The sequence below is a fragment of the Oerskovia douganii genome (genome assembly GCF_015142735.1).
In the GTDB taxonomy this organism is placed as follows: Bacteria; Actinomycetota; Actinomycetes; order Actinomycetales; family Cellulomonadaceae; genus Oerskovia; species Oerskovia douganii.
On record NZ_JACSPN010000004.1, the window covers coordinates 230,949 to 252,517 of the forward strand.

At 73.4% G+C, this 21,569-nt stretch carries 16 protein-coding genes; 2 read left to right on the forward strand and 14 right to left on the reverse strand.

The features are described from left to right. Nucleotides 1–16: 16 nt before the first annotated feature. The 11 genes from H9623_RS05225 to H9623_RS05275 form a co-directional block, all read right to left on the reverse strand. Entirely contained in the window at nucleotides 17–1,900 is a 1,884-nt protein-coding gene (locus H9623_RS05225; RefSeq protein ID WP_193718996.1) for an ABC-F family ATP-binding cassette domain-containing protein, read from the reverse strand. Between the two features lie 87 nt (nucleotides 1,901–1,987). Continuing rightward, on the reverse strand, nucleotides 1,988–2,926 hold the full coding sequence (locus H9623_RS05230; RefSeq protein WP_193718997.1) for a 4-(cytidine 5'-diphospho)-2-C-methyl-D-erythritol kinase: 939 nt from the start codon (nucleotides 2,924–2,926) through the stop codon (nucleotides 1,988–1,990). Further along, complete coding sequence (gene rsmA / locus H9623_RS05235) at nucleotides 2,923–3,891, reverse strand: 16S rRNA (adenine(1518)-N(6)/adenine(1519)-N(6))-dimethyltransferase RsmA (protein ID WP_193718998.1); 969 nt, start codon at nucleotides 3,889–3,891, stop codon at nucleotides 2,923–2,925. The genes H9623_RS05230 and rsmA overlap by 4 nt, the downstream gene beginning before the upstream one ends. A 75-nt stretch (nucleotides 3,892–3,966) precedes the next feature. Continuing rightward, nucleotides 3,967–5,283: an aggregation-promoting factor C-terminal-like domain-containing protein gene (locus tag H9623_RS05240; protein ID WP_321575289.1), complete on the reverse strand. Its 1,317-nt coding sequence runs from the start codon at nucleotides 5,281–5,283 to the stop codon at nucleotides 3,967–3,969. A 448-nt stretch (nucleotides 5,284–5,731) separates the two neighbouring features. Further along, the gene (locus H9623_RS05245; RefSeq protein ID WP_227748181.1) at nucleotides 5,732–6,892 is read right to left on the reverse strand and encodes a resuscitation-promoting factor; all 1,161 of its coding nucleotides are present in this window, start codon (nucleotides 6,890–6,892) and stop codon (nucleotides 5,732–5,734) included. A 548-nt stretch (nucleotides 6,893–7,440) separates the two neighbouring features. Further along, complete coding sequence (locus tag H9623_RS05250; protein WP_193718999.1) at nucleotides 7,441–8,628, reverse strand: aggregation-promoting factor C-terminal-like domain-containing protein; 1,188 nt, start codon at nucleotides 8,626–8,628, stop codon at nucleotides 7,441–7,443. A 138-nt stretch (nucleotides 8,629–8,766) separates the two neighbouring features. Then, nucleotides 8,767–9,696 (reverse strand): TatD family hydrolase, encoded by a 930-nt coding sequence (locus tag H9623_RS05255; RefSeq protein ID WP_193719000.1) that lies wholly within the window; start codon nucleotides 9,694–9,696, stop codon nucleotides 8,767–8,769. Nucleotides 9,697–9,698: 2 nt separating this feature from the next. Then, nucleotides 9,699–11,345 (reverse strand): methionine--tRNA ligase, encoded by a 1,647-nt coding sequence (metG, locus tag H9623_RS05260; RefSeq protein WP_227748182.1) that lies wholly within the window; start codon nucleotides 11,343–11,345, stop codon nucleotides 9,699–9,701. A gap of 73 nt (nucleotides 11,346–11,418) precedes the next feature. After that, nucleotides 11,419–12,660, reverse strand: a complete 1,242-nt coding sequence (locus tag H9623_RS05265; protein ID WP_321575290.1) for a PQQ-dependent sugar dehydrogenase — start codon at nucleotides 12,658–12,660, stop codon at nucleotides 11,419–11,421. A 127-nt stretch (nucleotides 12,661–12,787) separates the two neighbouring features. Continuing rightward, nucleotides 12,788–13,984, reverse strand: coding sequence for an aminotransferase class I/II-fold pyridoxal phosphate-dependent enzyme (locus tag H9623_RS05270; RefSeq protein WP_227748183.1), 1,197 nt, complete (start codon nucleotides 13,982–13,984; stop codon nucleotides 12,788–12,790). Between the two features lie 77 nt (nucleotides 13,985–14,061). Beyond that, nucleotides 14,062–14,568: a MarR family winged helix-turn-helix transcriptional regulator gene (locus H9623_RS05275; RefSeq protein WP_193719002.1), complete on the reverse strand. Its 507-nt coding sequence runs from the start codon at nucleotides 14,566–14,568 to the stop codon at nucleotides 14,062–14,064. A gap of 151 nt (nucleotides 14,569–14,719) precedes the next feature. Between H9623_RS05275 and H9623_RS05280 the strand changes: the two genes are divergently transcribed. After that, nucleotides 14,720–15,325 (forward strand): isochorismatase family protein, encoded by a 606-nt coding sequence (locus tag H9623_RS05280; protein ID WP_193719003.1) that lies wholly within the window; start codon nucleotides 14,720–14,722, stop codon nucleotides 15,323–15,325. A gap of 48 nt (nucleotides 15,326–15,373) precedes the next feature. Here the strand turns inward: H9623_RS05280 and rsmI are convergent, their stop codons facing one another. Further along, the gene (gene rsmI, locus H9623_RS05285; RefSeq protein WP_227748184.1) at nucleotides 15,374–16,411 is read right to left on the reverse strand and encodes a 16S rRNA (cytidine(1402)-2'-O)-methyltransferase; all 1,038 of its coding nucleotides are present in this window, start codon (nucleotides 16,409–16,411) and stop codon (nucleotides 15,374–15,376) included. 25 nt (nucleotides 16,412–16,436) lie between these two features. Between rsmI and H9623_RS05290 the strand changes: the two genes are divergently transcribed. Continuing rightward, a complete protein-coding gene (locus tag H9623_RS05290) occupies nucleotides 16,437–18,116 on the forward strand; it encodes a dolichyl-phosphate-mannose--protein mannosyltransferase (RefSeq protein ID WP_193719004.1) in 1,680 nt (559 codons plus the stop codon). A 79-nt stretch (nucleotides 18,117–18,195) separates the two neighbouring features. Here the strand turns inward: H9623_RS05290 and H9623_RS05295 are convergent, their stop codons facing one another. Together H9623_RS05295 and H9623_RS05300 are read right to left on the reverse strand one after the other, a co-directional pair. Further along, entirely contained in the window at nucleotides 18,196–19,659 is a 1,464-nt protein-coding gene (locus tag H9623_RS05295) for a family 20 glycosylhydrolase (protein ID WP_193719005.1), read from the reverse strand. Between the two features lie 136 nt (nucleotides 19,660–19,795). Beyond that, nucleotides 19,796–21,472, reverse strand: a complete 1,677-nt coding sequence (locus H9623_RS05300) for a hypothetical protein (RefSeq protein ID WP_193719006.1) — start codon at nucleotides 21,470–21,472, stop codon at nucleotides 19,796–19,798. Nucleotides 21,473–21,569 lie beyond the last annotated feature (97 nt).

Below are 21,569 nucleotides of genomic sequence, written 5' to 3' on the forward strand. Positions count from 1 at the left end.
GAGTCCGGGCGAACCGTCAGTCGAGCAGCTCGGCCGCTTCCATCCACTCGGCCTCGAGCGTGTCCTTCTCGTCCGCGAGCTCCCGGAGCTGCTTGTCGAGGTCGAGGACCGCCGCATGGTCGGTCGCCTGGGCCGCCATCTTGTCGTGCAGTCGCGCCTCGAGCTCGGCGATCTTGGACAGCCGCCGCTCGATGCGCCCGATCTCCTTCTTCGCGGCCCGCACGTCCGCACCCGAGGGGGCGGGCTGGGCGCCGTCGGCACCGCCTGCGTCCCCCGTGCCCGACGACGTCGCACCGGCCCCGGCGCCCGTCGCGCCCGCGGCCCTCGTCCCGCCCGACGCGGCCGCCGCCATCGCGGCCTTGCGCAGCGCGAGGTACTCCTCGACGCCGCCCGGCAGGTCACGGATGGTCCCGTCGCCCAGCAGCGCGACCTCGCGGTCACAGACCCGCTCGAGCAGGTAACGGTCGTGCGAGACCACGATCAGCGTCCCGGGCCAGCCGTCGAGCAGGTCCTCGATGGCCGCCAGGGTGTCGGTGTCGAGGTCGTTGGTGGGCTCGTCGAGCAGCAGGACGTTGGGCTCGCCGACGAGCAGGCGCAGGAGCTGCAGGCGGCGGCGCTCGCCGCCCGACAGGTCGCGGACCAGGGTCTGCGAACGCTCGCGCGTGAACCCGAGGCGCTCGACGAGCTGTGCCGCCGTGAGCTCCTTGCCGTCGACCGCGACCGTGCGCTTCTCCTGCTCGATGACCTCCACGACCCGCAGGCCGCCGATCTCGTCGAGCTCGTCGACGTCCTGGGTCAGCTCGGCGACGTGGATCGTCTTGCCGCGCTTGACCGTGCCCTCGGTCGGCGCGAGCCGCCCGGCCAGCAGGCGCAGGAGCGTCGTCTTGCCCGCACCGTTGACCCCGACCACGCCGTAGCGGTCGCCCGGGCCGAGGCGCCAGGTGACGTCGTCGAACAGGACCTTCTCCGCGGCGTCCGGGTCCCCGTCGCGAGCCGGCATGCGGACCGTGACGCCCTCGAGGTCCAGCACGTCCTTGCCGAGGCGACGCGTGGCCATGCGCGTGAGCTCGAGCGTGTCGCGCGGGTTCGGCTCGTCGGCGATCAGCGCGGCCGCGGCATCGAGCCGGAACTTGGGCTTGGAGGTCCGGGCCGGTGCGCCGCGACGCAACCAGGCCAGCTCCTTGCGCAGCAGGTTGTTGCGCTTCTCGGCGGTGACGGCAGCCGTGCGGGCGCGCTCGGCGCGGGCCAGGACGTAGGCCGCGTACCCACCCTCGTACCCCTCGACCGCTCCCGTCCCGTCGCCCGTGACCTCCCACATCCGCGTGCACACCGCGTCGAGGAACCAGCGGTCGTGCGTCACGACCACGAGGGCGCCCCGGGCCCCCGGGCGGGCGTAGCGCGCCTGCAGGTGCTCGGCGAGCCACGCGACCCCCTCGACGTCGAGGTGGTTCGTGGGCTCGTCGAGGAACAGCACGTCGTGGTCCGCGACGAGCAGGGCCGCGAGGGCCACGCGTCGACGCTGCCCGCCCGAGAGCGTGTTCGCCGGGGCGTCCAGGTCGAGGTCGCCCAGCAGCCCCGCGTGGACCGCGCGGATGCCCGCGTCGCCCGCCCACGTGTGCTCGGCGGACTCCCCGTGGACCAGGTCGCGGATGCTCGTCCCCGCAGGGGACTCGTCGCGCTGGTCGAGCATGCCGATCCGCAGCCCGCCCACCCGGGTGACGCGACCGGCGTCGGGCACGGCCGTCCCCGCGAGGAGACGCAGCAGCGTCGACTTGCCGGCGCCGTTGGGGCCGACGACGCCCACACGGTCGCCGTCGTCGAGGCCCAGGCTCACGCCGTCGAGCAGGGTGCGGGTGCCGACGACGAGGCGGATGTCGTCGGCGCCGAGGAGGTGTGCCATGAGTTCCTTCGCGAGGGGGTCGGGTGCCCTAGCGAGGATACGCGCCGACGAACGAGCACCAGGACCGGCCAGTCGTCGTCGCGAGCCTCAGGACGACAGGACGCGCGCACCCGACGCCGGACCCGTGGCGCAGTGCACGGAGTCCGCGACCCCCGCCGCGGTCCAGGACGCCGCGATCGCGAGCGCGTGCTGCCTGCTGCGCGCCAGGGCGGCGACCGTCGGACCGGAACCCGAGACGATCGCCCCGAGCGCACCGACCTCGCGCGCGACCTCCAGGGTCCGGCCCAGCTCGGGCGCCATGGCCAGCGCGGCCGGCTCCAGGTCGTTGTGCAGCGCGCGCCCCAGGCCCACCGGGTCCCCGGCGCGCAACGCCTGCATGAGCTCGGTGTCGTCGGACAGCTCGACGTCAGGGCTCCCGCCCACGACCTCGTCGAACGTCTGGAACACCTTCGCGGTCGACAGCCCTTCGTCCCTCACCGCGAAGGCCCAGTGGAACTCTCCCCGCGACATCGCCGGGGTCAGGAGATGCCCCCTCCCCGTGCCCACGGCAGTGTGCCCGACGAGCCCGAACGGGACGTCGGACCCCAGCCCCGCCGCGAGGTCCGACAGCTCCGCACGCGAGAGCCCCGTCTCCCAGAGCAGGTCGCACGCCACCAGCGCAGCTGCCGCGTCGGCGCTCCCACCGGCCATCCCGCCGGCGACGGGCACCCCCTTGTGGATGTGGAGCCGCACGTCCGGGCCCACGCCCGTGTAGCGGGCCAGCGACTCCGCGGCACGCCACGCCAGGTTGGTGTCGTCCACCGGGACGCGGTCGGCCTGGGCCCCCGAGACCGTCAACGAGATCCCCGCCCCGGGAGCCTCCAGGACCGCCTCGACCTCCTCGACGAGCGAGACCGCCTGGAAGATCGTGACGAGCGGGTGGTACCCGTCGTCCTGACGTGCACCGACCCGAAGCGACAGGTTGACCTTTCCCGGCGCCCGCACCCGCACCGCGACGGGAGGAGCGGCAGACAGGTGGTGGCTCACGCGTCCACTGTGCCAGGTCGTTCCGGGTGCCCGCCTGCGGAACGCACCGCGCCGTCGTCCGTGGCCTCGCCCGCCTCCGACGGAGGGACCGCGCCGCCCTCGCCCCGCACGACGGGGAGCTGCTCGGCGATGCGCGCGAACTCCTCGACCGTCAACCGCTCGCCACGGGCCGTCGGGTCGACCCCCGCGCGCTCGAGCGCCTCGACCGCGGCCGACGACGAGCCCGCGATCCCGGCGAGAGCCGACCGGAGCATCTTGCGGCGCTGGGCGAACGCCGCGTCGACGACCGCGAAGACCTCCTCGCGCGTGGCCGTCGTGGTCGGCGGCTCCCGGCGGTCGAGCGCGACGAGCGCGGAGTCGACGTTCGGCACGGGCCAGAACACGCTGCGCCCCACCGTGCCGGCCCGCGAGGCCGACGCGTACCAGGCGGCCTTGACCGACGGCACGCCGTAGGTCCGGCTGCCGGGCGGTGCCGCGAGCCTGTCCGCGACCTCCGCCTGGACCATCACCAGGACACGCTGCAACGAGTCGAAGCGCTCGAGGAACGTCAGCAGGACCGGCACCGCGACGTTGTACGGGAGGTTGGCGACGAGCGCGGTGGGCGCCTCACCGGGGAGCTCGGTCACGTCGAGCGCGTCGGCGGCCACGACCGTGAGACGGTCGACCGCGTCCGGCTGGTGCACGGCGACCGTCGCTGCGAGCTGCTGGGCGAGCGGCGGGTCGATCTCGACCGCGACCACGCTCGCCCCCACCTCGAGCAGTCCCAGGGTGAGCGACCCGAGCCCCGGACCGACCTCGACGACACGGTCCCCCGCACCGATCCCGGCCGTCCGGACGATCTTGCGGACCGTGCCGCCGTCGTGCACGAAGTTCTGACCGAGCGTCTTGGTGGGCCGGACACCCAGACGCCCTGCCAGGTCGCGGATCTGTGCCGGACCGAGCAGGGCGCTGGGGGTGTCGTTCATGCAGGGAAGCCTACCGGGACCGGCGCGTCCCCTGCGGCGGGAGCCCGCCGACGACCGGGAACGGCCTGGTGCCGGTCAGTACCAGTTCCTCGCCTGGGAGTGACCCCACGCGGCGCACGGGGTGCCGTAGCTGGCCGCGATGTAGTCGAGGCCCCAGGTGATCTGGGTCGCCGGGTTGGTCCGCCAGTCGGCGCCCGCGCTCGCCATCTTGGACCCGGGCAGGGACTGCGGGATCCCGTACGCGCCGGACGAGGAGTTGGTCGCCTGGTAGTTCCAGTTGCTCTCCTTGGTCCAGAGACGGTCGAGGCACTGGAACTGCTCGCTGCCCCAGCCCCGGGCCGCGACCAGCTGGCGCGCCGTCTCCTTCGCGGAACCGGCGGCTTCCGGCCCGCTGGGGCGCGCCTTGGTGCCCTGCACCACGACGCGCGCGACCGGCTCGGCCGTCACGGCGTCCGAGACGAGCTCGCGGGACTCCTCGACGCCGTCGACCGTCGTGACGCGCTCGACCGTGGTGCGGGTGCCCTCGACGCCCTCCTGGGCGACCGTGGGCGCCTCGTCGGCGTAGACGTTCGGGTCCTCCTGGACGGTCGTCTCGAACGGGATCGGGGTCACGGTCGGGACGTCGGTCACCACGACGCGGTGGACCACGACCGAGACCGCGGGGTCGGCGGTCTCGTCGCGGGCGACCGAGACGCGGTCGTGCTCGCCCAGGACGATGCCCTGCTGGTCGAGCAGCGCGTCGATGCCGATCGAGCCGTCGGGCGCGACGACCGTCTGCCCGTCGACGACCACGTTCACGGGGCCGTCCGCGTCGAGCGTGACGCCGAGCTCGGGGCGCCCGTCGGCGCCCGAGCGCGAGGCGACCAGACGCACGTCCGTCCCACGGTCCGCGAGCGTGTCGAGCGCCTCGTCCGCGTCCAGAGCCGTGAGCCACACGTCGCTCTGCTGACCGTCCGTCTGCACGGTCACCTCACGCCCGTACCGCACCACCACGTCAGCCCCGTTCGACAGAGCCGCGTCCACCGCAGGAGCGACCAGGTCCTTGTCCGTGACCCGCACACCCTCCTCCGCCAGAAGACCCTCGACGGAACCGGCGAACGTGCTGACCGTGGTGATCTCACCGTCGACGTCCAGCTCGACGGTCTTCTTGGCAGAGCCATAGGCGACCGCACCGGTCGCGACCAGCGCGACCGCCGTCGCACCGGCGACCAACGGCCACCGGCGACGCCGCGCAGCAGTGGCAGTGGAAGAGGAAGGGGCGGAAGCATCAGCCTCGACGCCCGTCGAAGGGTCGGGGGCGGAGGGAGTCGGCGCGGTGCGCTCGAGCGCCTCGTGCTTGGTGCTGCGGAAGGGGTTCTTCACTCGTGTCCAGTCGTCGTGCTGTCCGGGCACGGGAGGTCGAGGCTCGCGACGAGGCACAGCCCGGTCCGTGCAGGGCACGGTGCGACGAGGTCGCTCCGGGGTCTCGACCAGCCGATCCGGCGGTCCGGGCGCCTGGGCACCGGGCTCACGGCCCGGTCGGCACCACCCGCTGCGAGATCACATCGTGGCGACTTCTGCACGCGGGACACTCGACCGTAACCGACTCGTTATGGATCGCCAAGCCGACGCGCTGCCGTCCACGCACTGCCCGGGTGGACGAACCGGGTGCCACCTCGCAGGTCGGGCGAGCCCGGCCTGCGCGTGACGGTGTCGTGCGACACACCCGGGTGCGCGGCCTCCACGGTCACCGGCGGCCGGACGGGGACGCACGAAGGGTGCGGGGTCCACAGCTCTCGCTGCGGACCCCGCACCCTTCCGACGACGCGCTCAGGACGAGCCCGTCAGGGCGTCCAGACGCTCAGCGCAGGCCGAGCTTCTTGGAGCAGGCGGGCCACTGGCCCCAGCCCGACCGGGCCTGGAGGGCCTGGGCGCGCTGGGTCTGCTCGGCGGCCGAGGCCTCCGAGGGGAGACCCGAACCGCCCATGGCGCGCCAGGTGCTGGCCGAGAACTGGTAGAGGCCGTAGTAGCCGTTCCCGGTGTTCGTCGCGGGGTTGCCCCCCGACTCGCACTTCGCCAGGGCCGCCCAGACGTCCCCGCCGACGGTGCTCGGCGCCGCCGGCGCAGCCGCCGCGGAAGAGGACGAGGAGCTGCTGCTCGCCTGGGGCGCCGCAGTCGTGGCCTTCGGCGCGGGGGTCGGTGCCGGGCGCTCCTTGGTGCCCTGCACGAGGATCTTGGTGACCGGCTCGGCGGTCACGGCGTCCGAGACGAGCTCGCGGGACTCCTCGACGCCGTCGACCGTCGTGACGCGCTCGACCTTGGTCGACGCGCCCTCGACGCCCTCCTGCTTGACGACGGGAGCGAGGTCCGCGTAACGGTTCGCGTCCTGCTCCGTGACCGTCTCGAACGGGATCGGGGTCACGGTCGGGACCTCTGCCACGGCGACGCGCTGGACGACGAGCGAGACCGCGGGGTCGGCGGCCTCGTCGCGGGCGACCGAGACGCGGTCGTGCTCGCCCAGGACGATGCCCTGCTGGTCGAGGATCGCGTTCACGCCGATGCTGCCGTCAGGAGCCGTCAGGACCTGGCCGTCGACCACGACGTTGACGGGGCCGTCGGCGTCGAGGCGCAGCGGCAGGGCCGCACGCCCGTCGGCGCCCGAGCGCGAGGCGACCAGACGCACGTCCGTCCCACGGTCCGCGAGCGTGTCGAGCGCCTCGTCCGCGTCCAGAGCCGTGAGCCACACGTCGCTCTGCTGACCGTCCGTCTGCACGGTCACCTCACGCCCGTACCGCACCACCACGTCAGCCCCGTTCGACAGAGCCGCGTCCACCGCAGGAGCGACCAGGTCCTTGTCCGTGACCCGCACACCCTCCTCCGCCAGAAGACCCTCGACGGAACCGGCGAACGTGCTGACCGTGGTGATCTCACCGTCGACGTCCAGCTCGACGGTCTTCTTGGCAGAGCCATAGGCGACCGCACCGGTCGCGACCAGCGCGACCGCCGTCGCACCGGCGACCAACGGCCACCGGCGACGCCGCGCAGCAGTGGCAGTGGAAGAGGAAGGGGCGGAAGCATCAGCCTCGACGCCCGTCGAAGGATTGGGGGCAGTGGCGCTGGCCGCGTGAGCGGTCCGGTTCAGGGGGTTCTTCACTCGAGTCCAGTCGTCGAGCCTCCCGGGCACGGAGTTCGGGCGACGCGGGGCGCCACCAGCGGTCCCGCTGCTCCGAGGAGCGTCGGGGCGGGGCGCCCGAGGGCGTCCCACCGCTGGTTCCGAAACGACCGATCCGGCTGTCGTTGTCTGCCGACGGCCCGATGGTCGGGGCCACAGCAGGACGCGCACCCTCCGGTCCTGGAGCACCCGGCGATGAGCGGGTGCGGCACCCGCAGATCAGCGGGTGGCGACAGGACGGGCAGCAGCGCGCGACAGTTGACCGTAACCGATCCGTTATCGGGTGCCAACCCTGCGACACGCGTGACGGCGCCCCTCTGTCCGGGTTTCACCTCCTATGTCATAGGCGACGAGGGCTCTCGGAGGGTGAAACCTTCACATGTCCCGGGGCCTGCGACCTAGTACCAGCCCTTGGACTGCGAGTGGCCCCAGGCGCCGCACGGCGTGCCGTAGCGGTTCTCGATGTAGCCCAGCCCCCAGGTGATCTGCGTCGCCGGGTTGGTCCGCCAGTCGGCCCCCGCGCTCGCCATCTTGGACCCAGGGAGGGCCTGCGGGATCCCGTAGGCACCGCTCGACCGGTTCTCCGCGGTCGCGTTCCACCGGCTCTCCTTCATCCAGAGCAGGTCGAGGCACGCGAACTGGTCGTCACCCCACCCGCGCTGGGCGGCGAGGGACTTGGCGATCGCTTTGGAGGAACCCGGGTCGACCTTGATCGTCGAGGGGTCGAGGGTGCCCACGACCACGACCTCGGTCCGGGGTTCGCGGACGACCGTCCGCTCCAGCACCGTCCGCGAGACCTCGGCGCCGCCGACCGTCTGGATCTCGTACGTGGTGATCGCCTCGCCGACCCGGCCCGACGTCCGGACGTTCCGCTGCCCCTGCGGGAGGTAGGGATCCTTGACCTCCTCCGTGGCGAACGGCAGAGATTCCGTGACGGTCGCCGCACCCTGCGCGGCGCGAGTCACGAGGACCAGCATCCCGTCGACCGCCGCCGCCCCGAGGGGCACCGACACCGCGTCCCCCTCCGACAGGACGATGCCCGCGTGGTCGAGGACCGCCTGGACGGAGGCCTCCGCGGTCGTGGCCGAGACGATCCCGCCGTCGACCGCGACGTGGACGGTCTTGAGGGTCGACACGCGGATCTGCTCGCGCCCGAGCGACTGGGAGCGAGACACCGAGGTCCTGGCCCCCTCCGCACGCGGACCGAGGGCGCTGACGAGCTCGCCCACGGTGCTCGCGGTCGTGACGAAGGTCTGGGGCTCGCCGTCCAGCTCGAGCGAGACCTCCCTGCTCGTGCGCACGACGATCGTCCCGCCGTCGCTCGCCGAGGAGGAGGCCGAGGGCTCGACGAGGTCGCCGTCCTTCACGTCGATCTTCTGGAACGCCAGCAGGTCACCGACCGTGGAACCGTAGGCGCTCACGGTGCGCACCTCGCCGTCGAGGTCGATCGTCACGGACTTGTGGGACAGCGCGAACACACCGGTCGCGCCGACCACGGTCGCGAGGATCGCGGCCTGCGCGACGAGACGCTTCCTGCCCGTCAGGGAGTCCCTGGGGGCACCCGCACGACCGACCACGTGAACCATCCGTTCTGCTCTCTGCCCGGCCCGTCGATGCTTCCGGGCATCACGGACATGCAGACCGTAATGGATACGCCGCGTCGGGGGGAAGTCCGTCCGGCGCGTCGGCCCCGCAGGGGCACGCCGGGTCCGGGCCCGCCGGGGTCACCAGGGGCCGTAGACCTGCTCGGCGGTCGCGCTGAGTCGCGTGCACACGTCGACGAGCGGCACGTCCGTGACCTCGGCGACCTTCCGGACGGTGTGCGGCAGGAGGTAGGGCGCGTTGGGCCGTCCACGGTACGGGTGGGGTGTCAGGTACGGGGCGTCCGTCTCGACGAGCACCTGGCCCAGGGGCACGGCGGCGAGGGCCGCACGCAGCTCGTCGTTGGCGCCGAACGTCAGGGGCCCGGCGAACGACAGGTACCAGCCCTGCGCCGCGCACAGCCGCGCCATCTCGGAGTCCCCCGAGAAGCAGTGGAAGACCGTCCGCTCGGGCGCGCCGTCCGCGAGCAGGACCTCGATGACCTCGGCGTGCGCGTCGCGGTCGTGGATCTGGAGCGGGAGCCCGAGCTCCTTGGCGAGCGCGACGTGCGCGCGGAACGCCTCCCGCTGGACGGCCGCGCCCTCTGGACCCGTGCGGAACAGGTCCATGCCGGTCTCGCCGATCGCACGGATGCGGTCGTTGCCCAATGCGAGCGCGGCGATCTCCGCGATCGCGTCGTCGAGCCCGACGGCGTGGCGCGCCTGCGGGTCCGGCGTCAGCCCGTCGGGGCCCACCTCGGTCACGCCGGCGTGCAGGGTCGCCTCGTTGGGGTGGATCGCGATCGCCCCGACCAGCGCCCGGTGCTCACGCACCAGCGCGGCGGTCCGGCGGGCCGCAGGCAGGTCGCAGCCGACCTGGACCATGCGGTCCACCCCGACCCGGGCCGCGTCCTCGACGTGCTGCTCGACCGTCGGGACGACGACGGGGCGCCCCTCCTCGTCGACCTCGGGCAGGACGTCCGCGATCGACTCGAGGTGCGTGTGGTCGTCGACCACGGGCACGGGCAGCCGCTCGGGGGCGGGCGGCCACCCGCGCTCACGCTTGCGTGCCACGGTCAGGACGCCTCGGTGACCGGGTCCTCGAGGCGCGGGAACAGCGACGCACCCTTGGTGACCGTGGTACCGGCGGGCAGCACACCGAAGCGCGCGGCGCCGTCGACCGGCTGGACCGCGAGCGCACCGAGCGGCGCCTCGGCGCCGAGCGAGACCCAGAGCGCCTGGGCGGCCTTCGGGGTGATCGGGTGCAGCAGCACCGCGAGCGAGCGCAGTGCCTCGGCGGCCGTGACGAGGATCGTGGCGAGGCGCCCCTCCTGGATCCAGGTGGCATCGGGCGCCGTGCCGTCACGTTCCTCGTCGAGCTTGGCGACCTTCCACGGCTCCTGCTCGGTGAGGTACAGGTTCGTGGCGTCGACCAGCGTCCACACCGCGTTGATGGCCTCGTGGATCGCGAGCGCGTCGATCGCCTTCTCGGCTGCCTGGACCGCCTGCGCGGCGACCTGCTCGAGCGCCTGCTCGGCCGGGCCCGCGGGGCCCGCCTGCGGGAGCACGCCGCCGTAGTACTTGCCGACCATGGCCGCGACGCGCGAGGCCAGGTTGCCGAACCCGTTCGCGAGCTCCGCGTTGTAGCGGGCCGAGAGGTCCTCCCACGAGAACGACCCGTCCTGGCCGAACGCGATGGCGCGCATGAAGTAGTAGCGGAACGCGTCGGACCCGAAGTGGTCGATGATCTGGCTCGGCGCGATGCCCGTGAGCTTCGACTTGCTCATCTTCTCGCCGCCGACCAGGAGCCAGCCGTGCGCGAACACGGTCTTGGGCAGGGGCAGACCCGCCGCCATGAGCATCGCGGGCCAGATCACCGCGTGGAAGCGCAGGATGTCCTTGCCGACCAGGTGCACGTTCGCGGGCCACGTGGCCGCGAACTTGGCCTGCTGCTCGGGGTCGTCGCTGTCCAGCCCGACGGCGGTCGCGTAGTTGAGCAGCGCGTCGAACCACACGTAGAGCACGTGCGTGGTGTCCCACGGGATGGGGATGCCCCAGTCGAACGTGTTGCGCGAGATCGACAGGTCCTGCAGACCACCCTTGACGAACGCGAGCACCTCGTTGCGTGCGCTGGCGGGCTGGACGAACTCGGGGTGCGCCTCGTAGAGCGCGAGCAGGCGGTCCTGGTACGCGCTCATCTTGAAGAAGTAGTTCTGCTCGGAGAGCATCTCCACGGGCTTGCCGTGGATGGGGCAGAGCTTCTGGCCCTCGTGCTCGCCCGTGCCGTCGATCAGGTCGCCCGGGAGCTTGTACTCCTCGCAGCCCACGCAGTACGGGCCCTCGTACGAGCCCGCGTAGATCTCGCCCTTGTTGTACAGGTCCTGGATGAAGGCCTGTACGCGCTCGGTGTGGCGGGGCTGGGTGGTGCGGATGAAGTCGTCGTTGAGCGCGTCGAGCGTGTGCAGGACGGGCTTCCACGAGCTCTCCACCAGGCGGTCCGCCCACTCCTGGGGGCTCACGCCGTTGGCCTCTGCGGTGCGCATGACCTTCTGCCCGTGCTCGTCCGTCCCCGTCAGGAACCACACCGGCTCCTGGCGCTGGCGGTGCCAGCGGGTGACGACGTCGGCCGCGACCGTCGTGTACGCGTGCCCGATGTGCGGGGCGTCGTTCACGTAGTAGATCGGGGTCGTGAGATAGAAGGTCTCCGAGGCTGCGTCAGGCATGGTCCTCATCGTAGTTGTCCCGGCCCCGCTGCCGCGCCGCTGTCCGCGGACCGCGCCGCGGGCGACCACCACCTCAGCCCGTCGCCAGGTCGACCCGCAGCAGGTGGTCGTCGCCCGCGGACGGGCTCCCGCGGCCGTCCGTCTCGTTCGTCAGGACGAGCAACGACCACGGCACGTCCGGGTCCGTGGCCCCGGCAGGGACCGGGACGACGGCCCGCAGCCGCCCCCACTCCCCCGTGAGCAACGCCTGCGGCTCGCCGAAGCCTGCGGGCCGGGCTCCGTCGTCGGGCCCCTGGTCCTCGCCCCACGCGAAGGGGACGCGCCACAGGCGCTCCCCGCGCAGCCCCGCGACGTAGACCCCGTCACCCAGGACCGCGAGGCCGCTCGGGCTCGCCTCCGACGTGGGCCAGGTCGCGATCGGGTCGACGAACGCCGTGCCGTCCGGCGCGGTCGCGGCACCGGCCGTGCCCTCGCGCTCGGGCCAGCCGTAGTTGCCGCCCGGCACGATCACGTTGACCTCGTCGAGAGTGTTCTGCCCGAACTCGCTCGCGAACATCCGCCCCATCGCGTCCCACCCCAGGCCCTGCACGTTGCGGTGGCCCAGGCTCCACACGCGCGAGCCGTCCGGGTTCCCCGGCGCCGCCTCGCCGTCGAGCGTGACCCGCAGGACCTTGCCCGCGAGGGAGTCCGGATCCTGCGCGGCGTCCGGCTCGCCCGCGTCACCGGTCGCGACGTACAGGAACCCGTCGGGGCCGAACGCGACCTGGCCACCGTTGTGGTTGCCCGCCTTCGGGATACCGCCCACGACCGTCGTCAGCCCACCCAGCTCGGCCGTGGCGGGGTCGAGGGCCCCGCGCAGCACCTCGTTGCCGTCCTCGCCGGTCCGGTAGACCACGACGGTCCCGTCCTCGGAGAACGTCGGCGCGACCGCGATGCCCAACAGGCCCCCCTCGCCGCCGTGGTCGGTCCCGTCCGCGAGCGCCTCGGCGCCCGGGCCCGTGACCGTGGCGGTCGTGCCCCCGGCCAGGTCGAGCAGGGTCACGGTCCCCTCGTCGCGCGAGGTCACCAGCAGCCGCCCGTCGGGGAGCGCCGTGAGGCCCCAGGGAGACGCCAGCTCGTCGACGACCGCGGCCGCGGTCGCGCGGACCGACGGGACCACCGTGATCAGCGCCGCTCCCGGAGTTCCCGGCGAGGTGGCCGTCGGGGCCGGCGGGGTCGGCGTCACCACGGTCGGCCCGGGGGCGGGGCCGCCCGAGCACGCGGCCGCGAGGCCGAGCGCCGCCACGAGCAGCACGACGGACACCTTCTGCCTCACGGGCGCCTCCCCTCCGGGACGGGTCCGCTCATCGTCGCAGCGATCGTCCGCTGCGGCACGCGACGGGCGGGCCCGCCGCGCCCGAGGGGGGGGCGCACCGGGGCGCGCCCCGCGGGCGGGCCTGCGGCTACCGGAGGCGTGTCAGGCCCTTCTTGAGGTTGCGGATCGCCTGCGCCGTGCGCTGCTCGTTCTCGATGAGCGCGAACCGCACGAACCCGTCGCCGCCCGGCCCGAACCCGACACCGGGCGAGACCGCGACGTCGCACTCCTCGATCACGTGCGTCGCGAACTCGATCGAGCCCATCTCGCGGTACGGCTCCGGGATGCGCGCCCACGCGAACATGGTGCCCTTCGGCCGGTGGATGTCCCAGCCGATGCGGTCCAGCCCGTCGCACAGCGTGTTGCGCCGCGACTCGTAGACCGCCGAGACCTCCGTGGGGAAGTCGAGGGCCTCGTTGAGCGTCACGGTCGCCGCGATCTGGATGGGCTGGAACGTGCCGTAGTCCAGGTAGGACTTGAGCTTGGCGAGCGCGCCCACCACGTCCGGGCGGCCCACGAGGAACGCCACGCGCCACCCGGCCATCGAGTAGGACTTGGTCATCGAGTACAGCTCGACCGCGACCTCCTTGGCACCGTCGCACTCCATGATCGAGGGCGGGCGCCAGCCGTCGAACGTCATGTCGGCGTACGCGAGGTCGTGGACCAGGACCACGTCGCGCTCGCGCGCCCAGTCGACCAGGCGCTGCAGGTCCTCCTTGGTCGCGACGGTCGTGGTCGGGTTGTGCGGGAAGGACAGCACGACGACCCGGGCCTTGGGCCACCCGTACTCCCACGACTCCATGACGCGGTCGATGTACCCGGACGCGTCCGTGCCGTCCCCGATCGCGACCTGCCGGGCGTCGGCCCCCGCGAAGTAGGGCCCCCAGATGTGGATGGGGTAGCTCGGCGTGGGGACGATCGCCGCGTCGCCCGGCTGCAGCAGCACCCACATGAGGTGGCTGAACCCCTCCTTGGCGCCGATGGTCGAGATGATCTCGGTGTCCGGGTCGAGCGTCACGCCGAACCGGCGCTGGTACATGTCGGCGGCTGCCTGCCGCAGCTTGGGGATGCCGCGCGACGCCGAGTACCGGTGGTTGCGCGTGTTGTGGACCGCCTCCGCGAGCTTGTCGACCGCGACCTGCGGGCTCGGCAGGTCCGGGTTGCCGAAGCCCAGGTCGATCACGTCGCGCCCTGCGCGGCGCGCCTCGAGCTTGAGCGAGTCGATGATCGTGAAGACGTACGGGGGCAGGCCGGGGATCCGGCGGAACTCCATCTCGCGTGGCATCCCGGCAGGGTACGCCCGCCGGGGCGTGACGTGGTGCGCGTCCTGGCCCGCGGACGGGCCGTCCCGACGTGGGCCGGTCACCTCCCGGGCGACCAGCCGAGGTTGCGGGCCATCTGCTCGAGCGTGGCGATCGTCTGCTCGTACTGCTCGCGGCTGATCCCCTCGGCGAGCTGCTCCCGGGAGACCGAGACGGCGTCGAGGAGGTCGTGGTAGGCGTGCTGCCCGGCGACCGTCACCTCCCACCTGGCGCCCACCTGGGTCACCCACCCGCGCGCCTGCAGGTCCGCGATCTCGGCGCTCACCCCCGCCGCCTGGCCCGCGGGGCCGGACCCACCCACCGCGGTGAACGGCGACAGCACGCTGTCGACCGTCGTGGCGTCCCCGACGCCGTCGCGGATCATGTTGAGGACCTGCCAGTGGCGGCGGGTCAGGCCGGTCCGGTGGAAGACGTCGTCGAAGGACTGGTCGATCAGCCGGTCCACGAGCTTGAGCCAGTAGCCGACGGGCCGCTCGTCCGGGGCGCGCCCGGTCTGCTGCTCGGCGGTGCTCCCGCTCGGACGTCCGGTCGCGCCGGTCGTGCTCATGGTCGGCTCCTTCGCTCGGCCTCCGGCGGGCAGGCGGGCCCGCCGACTGGACCCAGCGTACGAACGACCTGGCGCCCCCGCCCCGTGAGCGGTCTGCCGGTGCGCGCCGCGGGGCTGTCCCGGGCCCGTCGTCCGGTGGCAGAGTGGGGCCATGACCAGCACCGACACGACCGCCTCCGGTCGCGCTCTGATCGTCGTCGACGTCCAGCCCACGTTCTGCGAGGGCGGTGAGCTCGCGGTCGTGGGCGGCGACGCCGTCGCCCACGCCATCGCGGGCTTCGCGGCCCAGCACCGTACGGCGTACGACCTCGTCGTGACCACCCAGGACTGGCACGTCGACCCCGGCCACCACTTCGCCACGGCCCCCGAGGTCCCCGACTTCGTCGACACCTGGCCGCCGCACGGCCTGGCCGGCACCCCGAACGCCGAGCTGCACCCGGCCCTCGCGGACCTCGCCCCCGACGCGAGCGTCAAGAAGGGCGAGCACCAGGCGGCGTACTCGGGCTTCGAGGGGGTCGACGACGCGGGCCGCACCCTCGCGCAGATCCTCCAGGAGGCCGGGGTCTCGTCGGCCGACGTCGTCGGGATCGCCGAGTCGCACTGCGTCCGGGCGACCGCGCTCGACGCGCACGCGCTGGGGCTGGCGACACGCGTCCTGACCGACCTGACCGTGCCCGTCTCGGAGGAGCTCGGCCAGGCCGCCAGGGCCGAGCTCGCAGCGGCCGGCGTCACGCTGGTGCGGTCGACCGAGGCCTAGCAGCCCGCCGGGGCGGGCGCGGCCGCACGGTCGCGCCCGCCCGGGACGTCAGCCCTTGCGGGCCGCGAGCGCCGCCGCGTACAGGTCGCGCTTGGGCACGCCGGCTGCCGTCGCGACCTCCGCGACGGCCTCCTTGAGCCGTTCCCCGGCCGCGACCCGGGCGAGGACCTCGGCCACGAGCTCCTCGACCGACACGGCCTCGCGCGCAGGAGCCCCGGCCACGACGATGCAGATCTCGCCGCGCAGCTGCCGCTCGGCGGCCTCCCTCGCGAGCTCGCCGAGCGTCCCCCGCAGGACCTCCTCGTACGTCTTGGTGAGCTCTCGGCACACGGCCGCCGGCCGGTCGGCGCCGAACCCCTCGGCCATCGCGGCGAGCGTGTCGTCGATGCGGTGCGGGGCCTCGAAGAACACCAGGGTCCGGGGCTCGCGCGCGAGCGCCTCGAACGCGCGCGCCCGCTCACCGGGCTTGCGCGGCGGGAAGCCCTCGAAGCAGAACCGGTCGGTCGGCAGGCCCGACAGCGCGAGCGCCGTGAGGACCGCGCTGGGGCCGGGGGCCGACGTGATGGGCAGGTCGCGCTCGACGGCCCGCGTCACGACGCGGTAGCCGGGGTCGGACACCGACGGCATCCCCGCGTCCGTCACGATCACGACCGTCCCACCCCCCTCGACGACGTCGAGCAGCTCGTCGGCACGCTCGACCTCGTTGTGCTCGTGGTAGCTCACGACGCGGCCGCCGATGTGCACGCCCATGCGCGCGGCGAGGGCGTGCAGGCGGCGCGTGTCCTCGGCCGCGACGACCGCGGACTCCGCCAGGAGGCGTCGCAGGCGCGGGCTCGCGTCCTCGACGTTCCCGATGGGCGTCGCGGCCAGGACCAGGTGCCCGTCGTCCTTGGCCCCGCGGCCCGGCGCCTCGGGCTCGGCGTCCGCGAGAGCCTCGCCCGCCCCGTCCTGCCCGACGGCGCCGCTCACCCCGGGCGAGCGGCCCCCGCCCGGCTCGCCCACCTCGTCGGGGTGCGACGCGACGGGGACCGGTGCGGCGCCGTCGGGCACGGGGGCGGGTGAGGGCGTGGTGCGGGCGTTGCTCATACCCCCTAGCGTTCCACGTCCTACGATGGCCGACGTGCCCCAGCCTTCCTCGGACCCGACGCCGGCCGTCCCCGCCACCGTGCCCGACGACGCGCCGCCGACCCCGGGGCACGACGGCCACCTCCCGACGGAGCCCGCACGCGACCACCTGCTCCGCACGCTGCTGGGCGCCCGCCGCCTCGCGCTGGGATCGACGCCCAAGGACAGGCTGTGGGGCTGGCTGGGACCCGCGCTCGTCGCGCTGCTCGCCGGCGGTCTGCGCCTGTGGGACCTGGGACGACCGGGCTCGCTCGTCTTCGACGAGACGTACTACGTCAAGCAGGCGTACACCCTGCTGCGCGTCGGCTTCGAGGCCAAGTGGCCCGACGAACCCAACCCTGCGTTCGAGGCCGGGAACGTCGACACGTTCCTGAGCACCGCCGACTACGTCGTCCACCCTCCCCTGGGCAAGTGGATGATCGCGGGCGGCATGCAGCTCTTCGGCGGCGCCGAGAACCCCTGGTCGTGGCGCATCTCGACCGCCCTGGTCGGGGTGCTCGCGGTCTTCCTGCTGGCCCGGATCGCCCGACGCCTCTTCGCGTCGACCGCGATGGGCGTCCTGGCGGGCGGGCTGCTCGCGATCGACGGCATGGCGATCGTGCACTCGCGCACGGGACTGCTCGACAACTTCCTCATGTTCTGGGTCCTGCTCGCGTTCGGCTTCCTGCTGCTGGACCGCGAGCAGGCGAGGCGCCGGCTCGCGGACCGGGTGGGGGCGCTCCTCGACTCGGGGCGGGAGGTCGGTCGCTACGGCCCCTGGCTGGGGTGGCGGTGGTGGCGCTTCGCAGCGGCCGTCTCGCTCGGCCTCGCGTGCGGCGTCAAGTGGTCCGGGCTCTACTTCCTCGCGGTCTTCGCCCTGCTGTCGGTGCTGTGGGACGCGAGCGCGCGTCGCGCCGTCGGGATCAAGCGGTGGTGGGAGGACGCCCTCCTGCTCGACGCGATCCCCGCCGCGCTCGTCATGCTGCCCACCGCGGCGCTCACCTACCTCGCCACCTGGTTCTCCTGGTTCCGCTCGCCGAGCTCCTACATGCGGGACTGGGCAGCGCAGAACCCGGGCGAGGGCGTCCGGTGGCTCCCCGAGGCGCTGCGTTCGCTGTGGGAGTACCACCTCAAGATGTGGGACTTCCACACGGGCCTCAGCGCCGAGCACACGTACGCCTCGAAGCCGATCGGGTGGATCGTCCAGTGGCGTCCGACGTCCTTCTACTACCGCGACGGGTCCGACGGCGTGACGGGCTGCGGGTACGACGAGTGCGCCCGTGCCATCACGTCGCTCGGCAACCCGGTCCTGTGGTGGTCGGCGGCGCTCGCGGTCGTCGCGACCGTCGTGCTCCTCGTGTGGCGCAAGGACTGGCGTGCCACGGCCGTGCTCAGCGGGCTCGTCGCGGGCTGGCTCCCCTGGTTCCTGTACCCCGACCGCACGATCTTCACGTTCTACGCGATCGTCTTCACCCCGTGGGTGGTCCTCGCGCTGGTCTACGTCGTGACGGTCCTGCTGGAGGGCACGGAACGCCGGATCACGGCCCGCGGCTGGGTCGTCTGGGGGGTCACGGCGCTGGTCACGGTGATCGTGGCCCTGAGCATCTTCTTCTACCCGATCTGGACGGCCATGAACATCCCCAAGTGGTTCTGGCAGCTGCACATGTGGCTGCCGAGCTGGATCTGACCCGACGCGGCGCCGAGCAGGCGGTCGTGGTCCGTCCTCGGAGGGTCGGACCACGGCCGGCTGCTCGGCGCACGGGCGGCTACGCCCAGTCGACCTGCGGCGTCTCGTGGAACGCGAGCCCGTCACGACGCCAGGTCGCCGCCTCGGTCACGACACGGCGGCGGTAGTCCTCCCAGTCCTTGCGCTCGGGCGCGGTCCAGGCGACCTCCGCCACGGCGGACAGGCGCGGCAGCAGCATCGCGAGGACCTCGTCCTGGGTGGAGAGCGTCTCGGTCCAGATCGCGGCCTCGACGCCCACGACCTGGTCCGCGGGCAGACCCTCGATGACGGTCGCGGGGTCCCAGTCGTACGCGGTGCGCAGCTCGATCAGGCCCGCCCAGTCCTGGCCCAGGGGGTACTCCGCGGTGTACTTCATGTCGAGGTAGGCACGGTTGCCGGGCGACATGATGAAGCGCGACCCGCGCTCGGCCGCGGCCAGGAACGGTGCGCTGTCGACGCGGTTGTCCCAGTACTGGACGAGGGTCTCGGGTCGGGTCTCGGCCTGCGCGGCCTCCTGCCAGGCGACGACCTTCTTGCCGGTCTCCAGCACGATCTCCTCGAGCAGCCCGATGAACTTCGCGTACTCCTCGGCCCCGAGCGTCAGCGCCTCGTCGCCGCCGACGTGGATGTAGTCGCCGTCGGTGATCGCGGCGACGTCGGTGAGGACGTCGCGCAGGAAGGGCTCGGTCGCGGGCAGGTCGTACGTCAGCTGGGAGAAGCCGACCTCGATCCCCTCGTACTTGGCAGTAGGCACGCCGTCGGCCCGGAGCTCGCCGTAGACGGCGGTCGCGGCGTTGGTGTGACCGGGCAGGTCGATCTCGGGGACGACGGTCACGAACCGGTCCGCGGCGTAGTCCTGCAGGCGGCGGAAGTCGGCCAGGCTCAGGTGACCGCCGGCCTTGCCGCTCGTCGAGGTGTCGGACGACAGCTTGGCGAGCTCGGGGCGCGACGGCGTCTCGATGCGCCAGCCCTGGTCGTCGGTCAGGTGCAGGTGCAGGACGTTGAGCTTGTACGACGCGAGGACGTCGACCACGAGCTCGAGCTGCGCGAGGGGGAAGAAGTTGCGGGCGACGTCGAACGAGAGACCGCGCCAGGCGTAGCGCGGGGCGTCGTGCACGACGACGGCGCTCACCTCGGCTCCGCGCTCGCCCTCGGTCACGAGGCGGCGCAGGGACTGCACGGCGTCGAACAGGCCGACAGGCTCGACGGCCGTCAGCACGGCGCCGGCCTCGCTGACCTCGATCGAGTGCCGCTCGGGGCTCGTGGCCCCTGCGGGCCCCGCGTCCTCGGCGAGGCGCAGGACGATGGCGGGGGCATCGTCGGGCAGGGCGGGCGCCACCGCGACCGGCGTGCCCGCCGCGCGGGTCAGGACGTCGGCGGCGTACGCGGCGACGCGCTGCTCGGCGGGGGACGGCCCGGCGACGAGGACGGTCCCCTCGAGCGGGAGCGCGCCTCCCCCTGCCGGGGACTCGATGTGCAGGGGCTGGGGGATGATGGCGACCATCGGGGTACCTCGTCGTCGTGGTGTCTCGACCCGACCCGTGTCGAATCGATTCGGCTGTGCTGGCCGACATACCGTAACCGGCCCGACGGGCAGGGACAAGACCCGCCCACGCCCCACGCGCGGACGGGTCCGCCGACTACTCGACGACGACGAGGAGCGGCGCCGGGGCGAGCGGCTCCGTGGTCGCGGCCCGCTCGGGCGTCACCTCCCCGACGAGGTCGGTCCACCCCCACCCGAGCGACGCCGGCGCACCCACGGTGAGCGCGTCCCACGCCCTGGTGCGCGCAGAGACCGAACCAGCGACGTCCGAGTGCACCACGACCGCCACCGCACCGTCCGTCGTGGTGACCGCCCCCAGGTCCACGACCGACCGAGGCGTCGAGGCGTGCACGACGAGCATCTTCTGCGGCAGCGCCCGGGACCTCACGAACCCCGACAGGTACGAGACCACGTCGTTGATCTCCTCCGCGGGGACCACACCGTCCCGCGCGACGACGCCGCCCGCACGCCGTGCGTCGAGGTCGAGCGATACCCCCACCCCGGGCAGCGCGAGCAGGTCCGCGTATCGCTCCACCTGGTCGACGAACGGCGCACGACCCGGCTGGATCTCGAGCAGCACGTGCTGACCCGCGTCGAGCGCCGCCTGCACCGCGGGACGCACCGCCTCCACCGCGAGCTCGGTCGAGTAGTTCCCGTCCCGGCCTGCGGCTCCGGAGGACTCCGTCACGACGAGCTCGACGGTCGGGACCGTCGCCGTCCGGTCGGCCTCGCCCGAGGCCACCGCGACCTCGACGTACGGCTCCGCGCGCGACGCAGCCTTCTCGACCATCTCCGCGATCCTGCTCGGGCTCGACGGGACCGTGGTCGACGGCAGCACGACGAAACGCTTGCCCGTCGACACCAGCTGGCCGCCACCTGCCAGCTCCACTCCCGTCTCCGCCGCACGCACGCGCGCGGTCAGGTCGTCGACCGTCCCGAACGACTCCCCGATCCCCACGACCGCCAACGCCTTCGCCCTGGCCATGGCCTGGACCGACTCGCTCGTCGCCCGCGGGTCCCCGCCGGCCACCGCGAGCGGGACCACACCCGCGGCCTGGGCCGTCGCGACGGCGGCCGACTGACCGGGCGCCTCGTCGACGAGCGCCAGGACCTCCGTCAGGAGGCGAGGGACCGCCGTCCTCGGCAGCTGGTCCTGGACGTCGGACAGGTCGCGATCGTCGATCTCCGTGCCGCCGGCGGGGGTCGTGACGAGCGCGCCCGCGTCGAGCGGGACGGCGTCGAGACCGGGGTCGATCGCCTCGACGGCACGCTTCGCGTCTCGCGCGAGGTCCTCGTCCGAGGCCACCGGGACGGCCTCGACGGTCGGCGCCACGGCCGCCGTCCCGTCGGTCCCCGCGGCCTGTGCGCGGTCCGGCGTGACGACCACGGCAGACACCGCCCCGAGCCGTTCGACCTCCTTGGCCAGCCCGCTGTCGGCGATGGCGCCGCCCGTGAGCAGGACGGGCGCGTGCAGGGCGAGCGCCGCGGCGGCCGCGGCGTCCTGCGCCTGGGCGTCGTCGGCGGCGGCCAGGACGACGACCGGTGCGGCCGCGAAGAAGGCCTGGCTCGCGGTGAGCGCGAGCTCCGCAGGGTCGCTCGAACCCAGGACGAGGACCGGCGCGAGGCCGTCCGCCGCGACGGCCCGCAGCTCCCCTGCCGCCGTCGTGCCGCCGTCGTCGTCCACCGCCCCTGGGTCGGCGCACCCTGCGAGGAGGGTTGTCGTCAGCGCGAGCGACGAGGCGACCAGGACGAATCGGGCCTTCCGTGAATTCACGCCTCTATCATCCCCTACTGCGCGCGCCACGCCGAAGCGTCGGCGCGTCGGCGACCTCGTGGACCTCGGGCGCGTCGGGCGCCCTGCCGCGAACGTC

Coding starts and splice junctions, on each gene's coding strand:
- H9623_RS05225 (WP_193718996.1), bottom strand. CDS start 1,900: ATGGCACACCTCCTCGGCGCCGACGACATCCGCCTCGTCGTCGGCACC.
- rsmA (WP_193718998.1), bottom strand. CDS start 3,891: ATGAACGACACCCCCAGCGCCCTGCTCGGTCCGGCACAGATCCGCGAC.
- H9623_RS05250 (WP_193718999.1), bottom strand. CDS start 8,628: ATGGTTCACGTGGTCGGTCGTGCGGGTGCCCCCAGGGACTCCCTGACG.
- metG (WP_227748182.1), bottom strand. CDS start 11,345: ATGCCTGACGCAGCCTCGGAGACCTTCTATCTCACGACCCCGATCTAC.
- H9623_RS05270 (WP_227748183.1), bottom strand. CDS start 13,984: ATGCCACGCGAGATGGAGTTCCGCCGGATCCCCGGCCTGCCCCCGTAC.
- H9623_RS05275 (WP_193719002.1), bottom strand. CDS start 14,568: ATGAGCACGACCGGCGCGACCGGACGTCCGAGCGGGAGCACCGCCGAG.
- H9623_RS05280 (WP_193719003.1), top strand. CDS start 14,720: ATGACCAGCACCGACACGACCGCCTCCGGTCGCGCTCTGATCGTCGTC.
- rsmI (WP_227748184.1), bottom strand. CDS start 16,411: ATGAGCAACGCCCGCACCACGCCCTCACCCGCCCCCGTGCCCGACGGC.
- H9623_RS05290 (WP_193719004.1), top strand. CDS start 16,437: ATGGCCGACGTGCCCCAGCCTTCCTCGGACCCGACGCCGGCCGTCCCC.
- H9623_RS05295 (WP_193719005.1), bottom strand. CDS start 19,659: ATGGTCGCCATCATCCCCCAGCCCCTGCACATCGAGTCCCCGGCAGGG.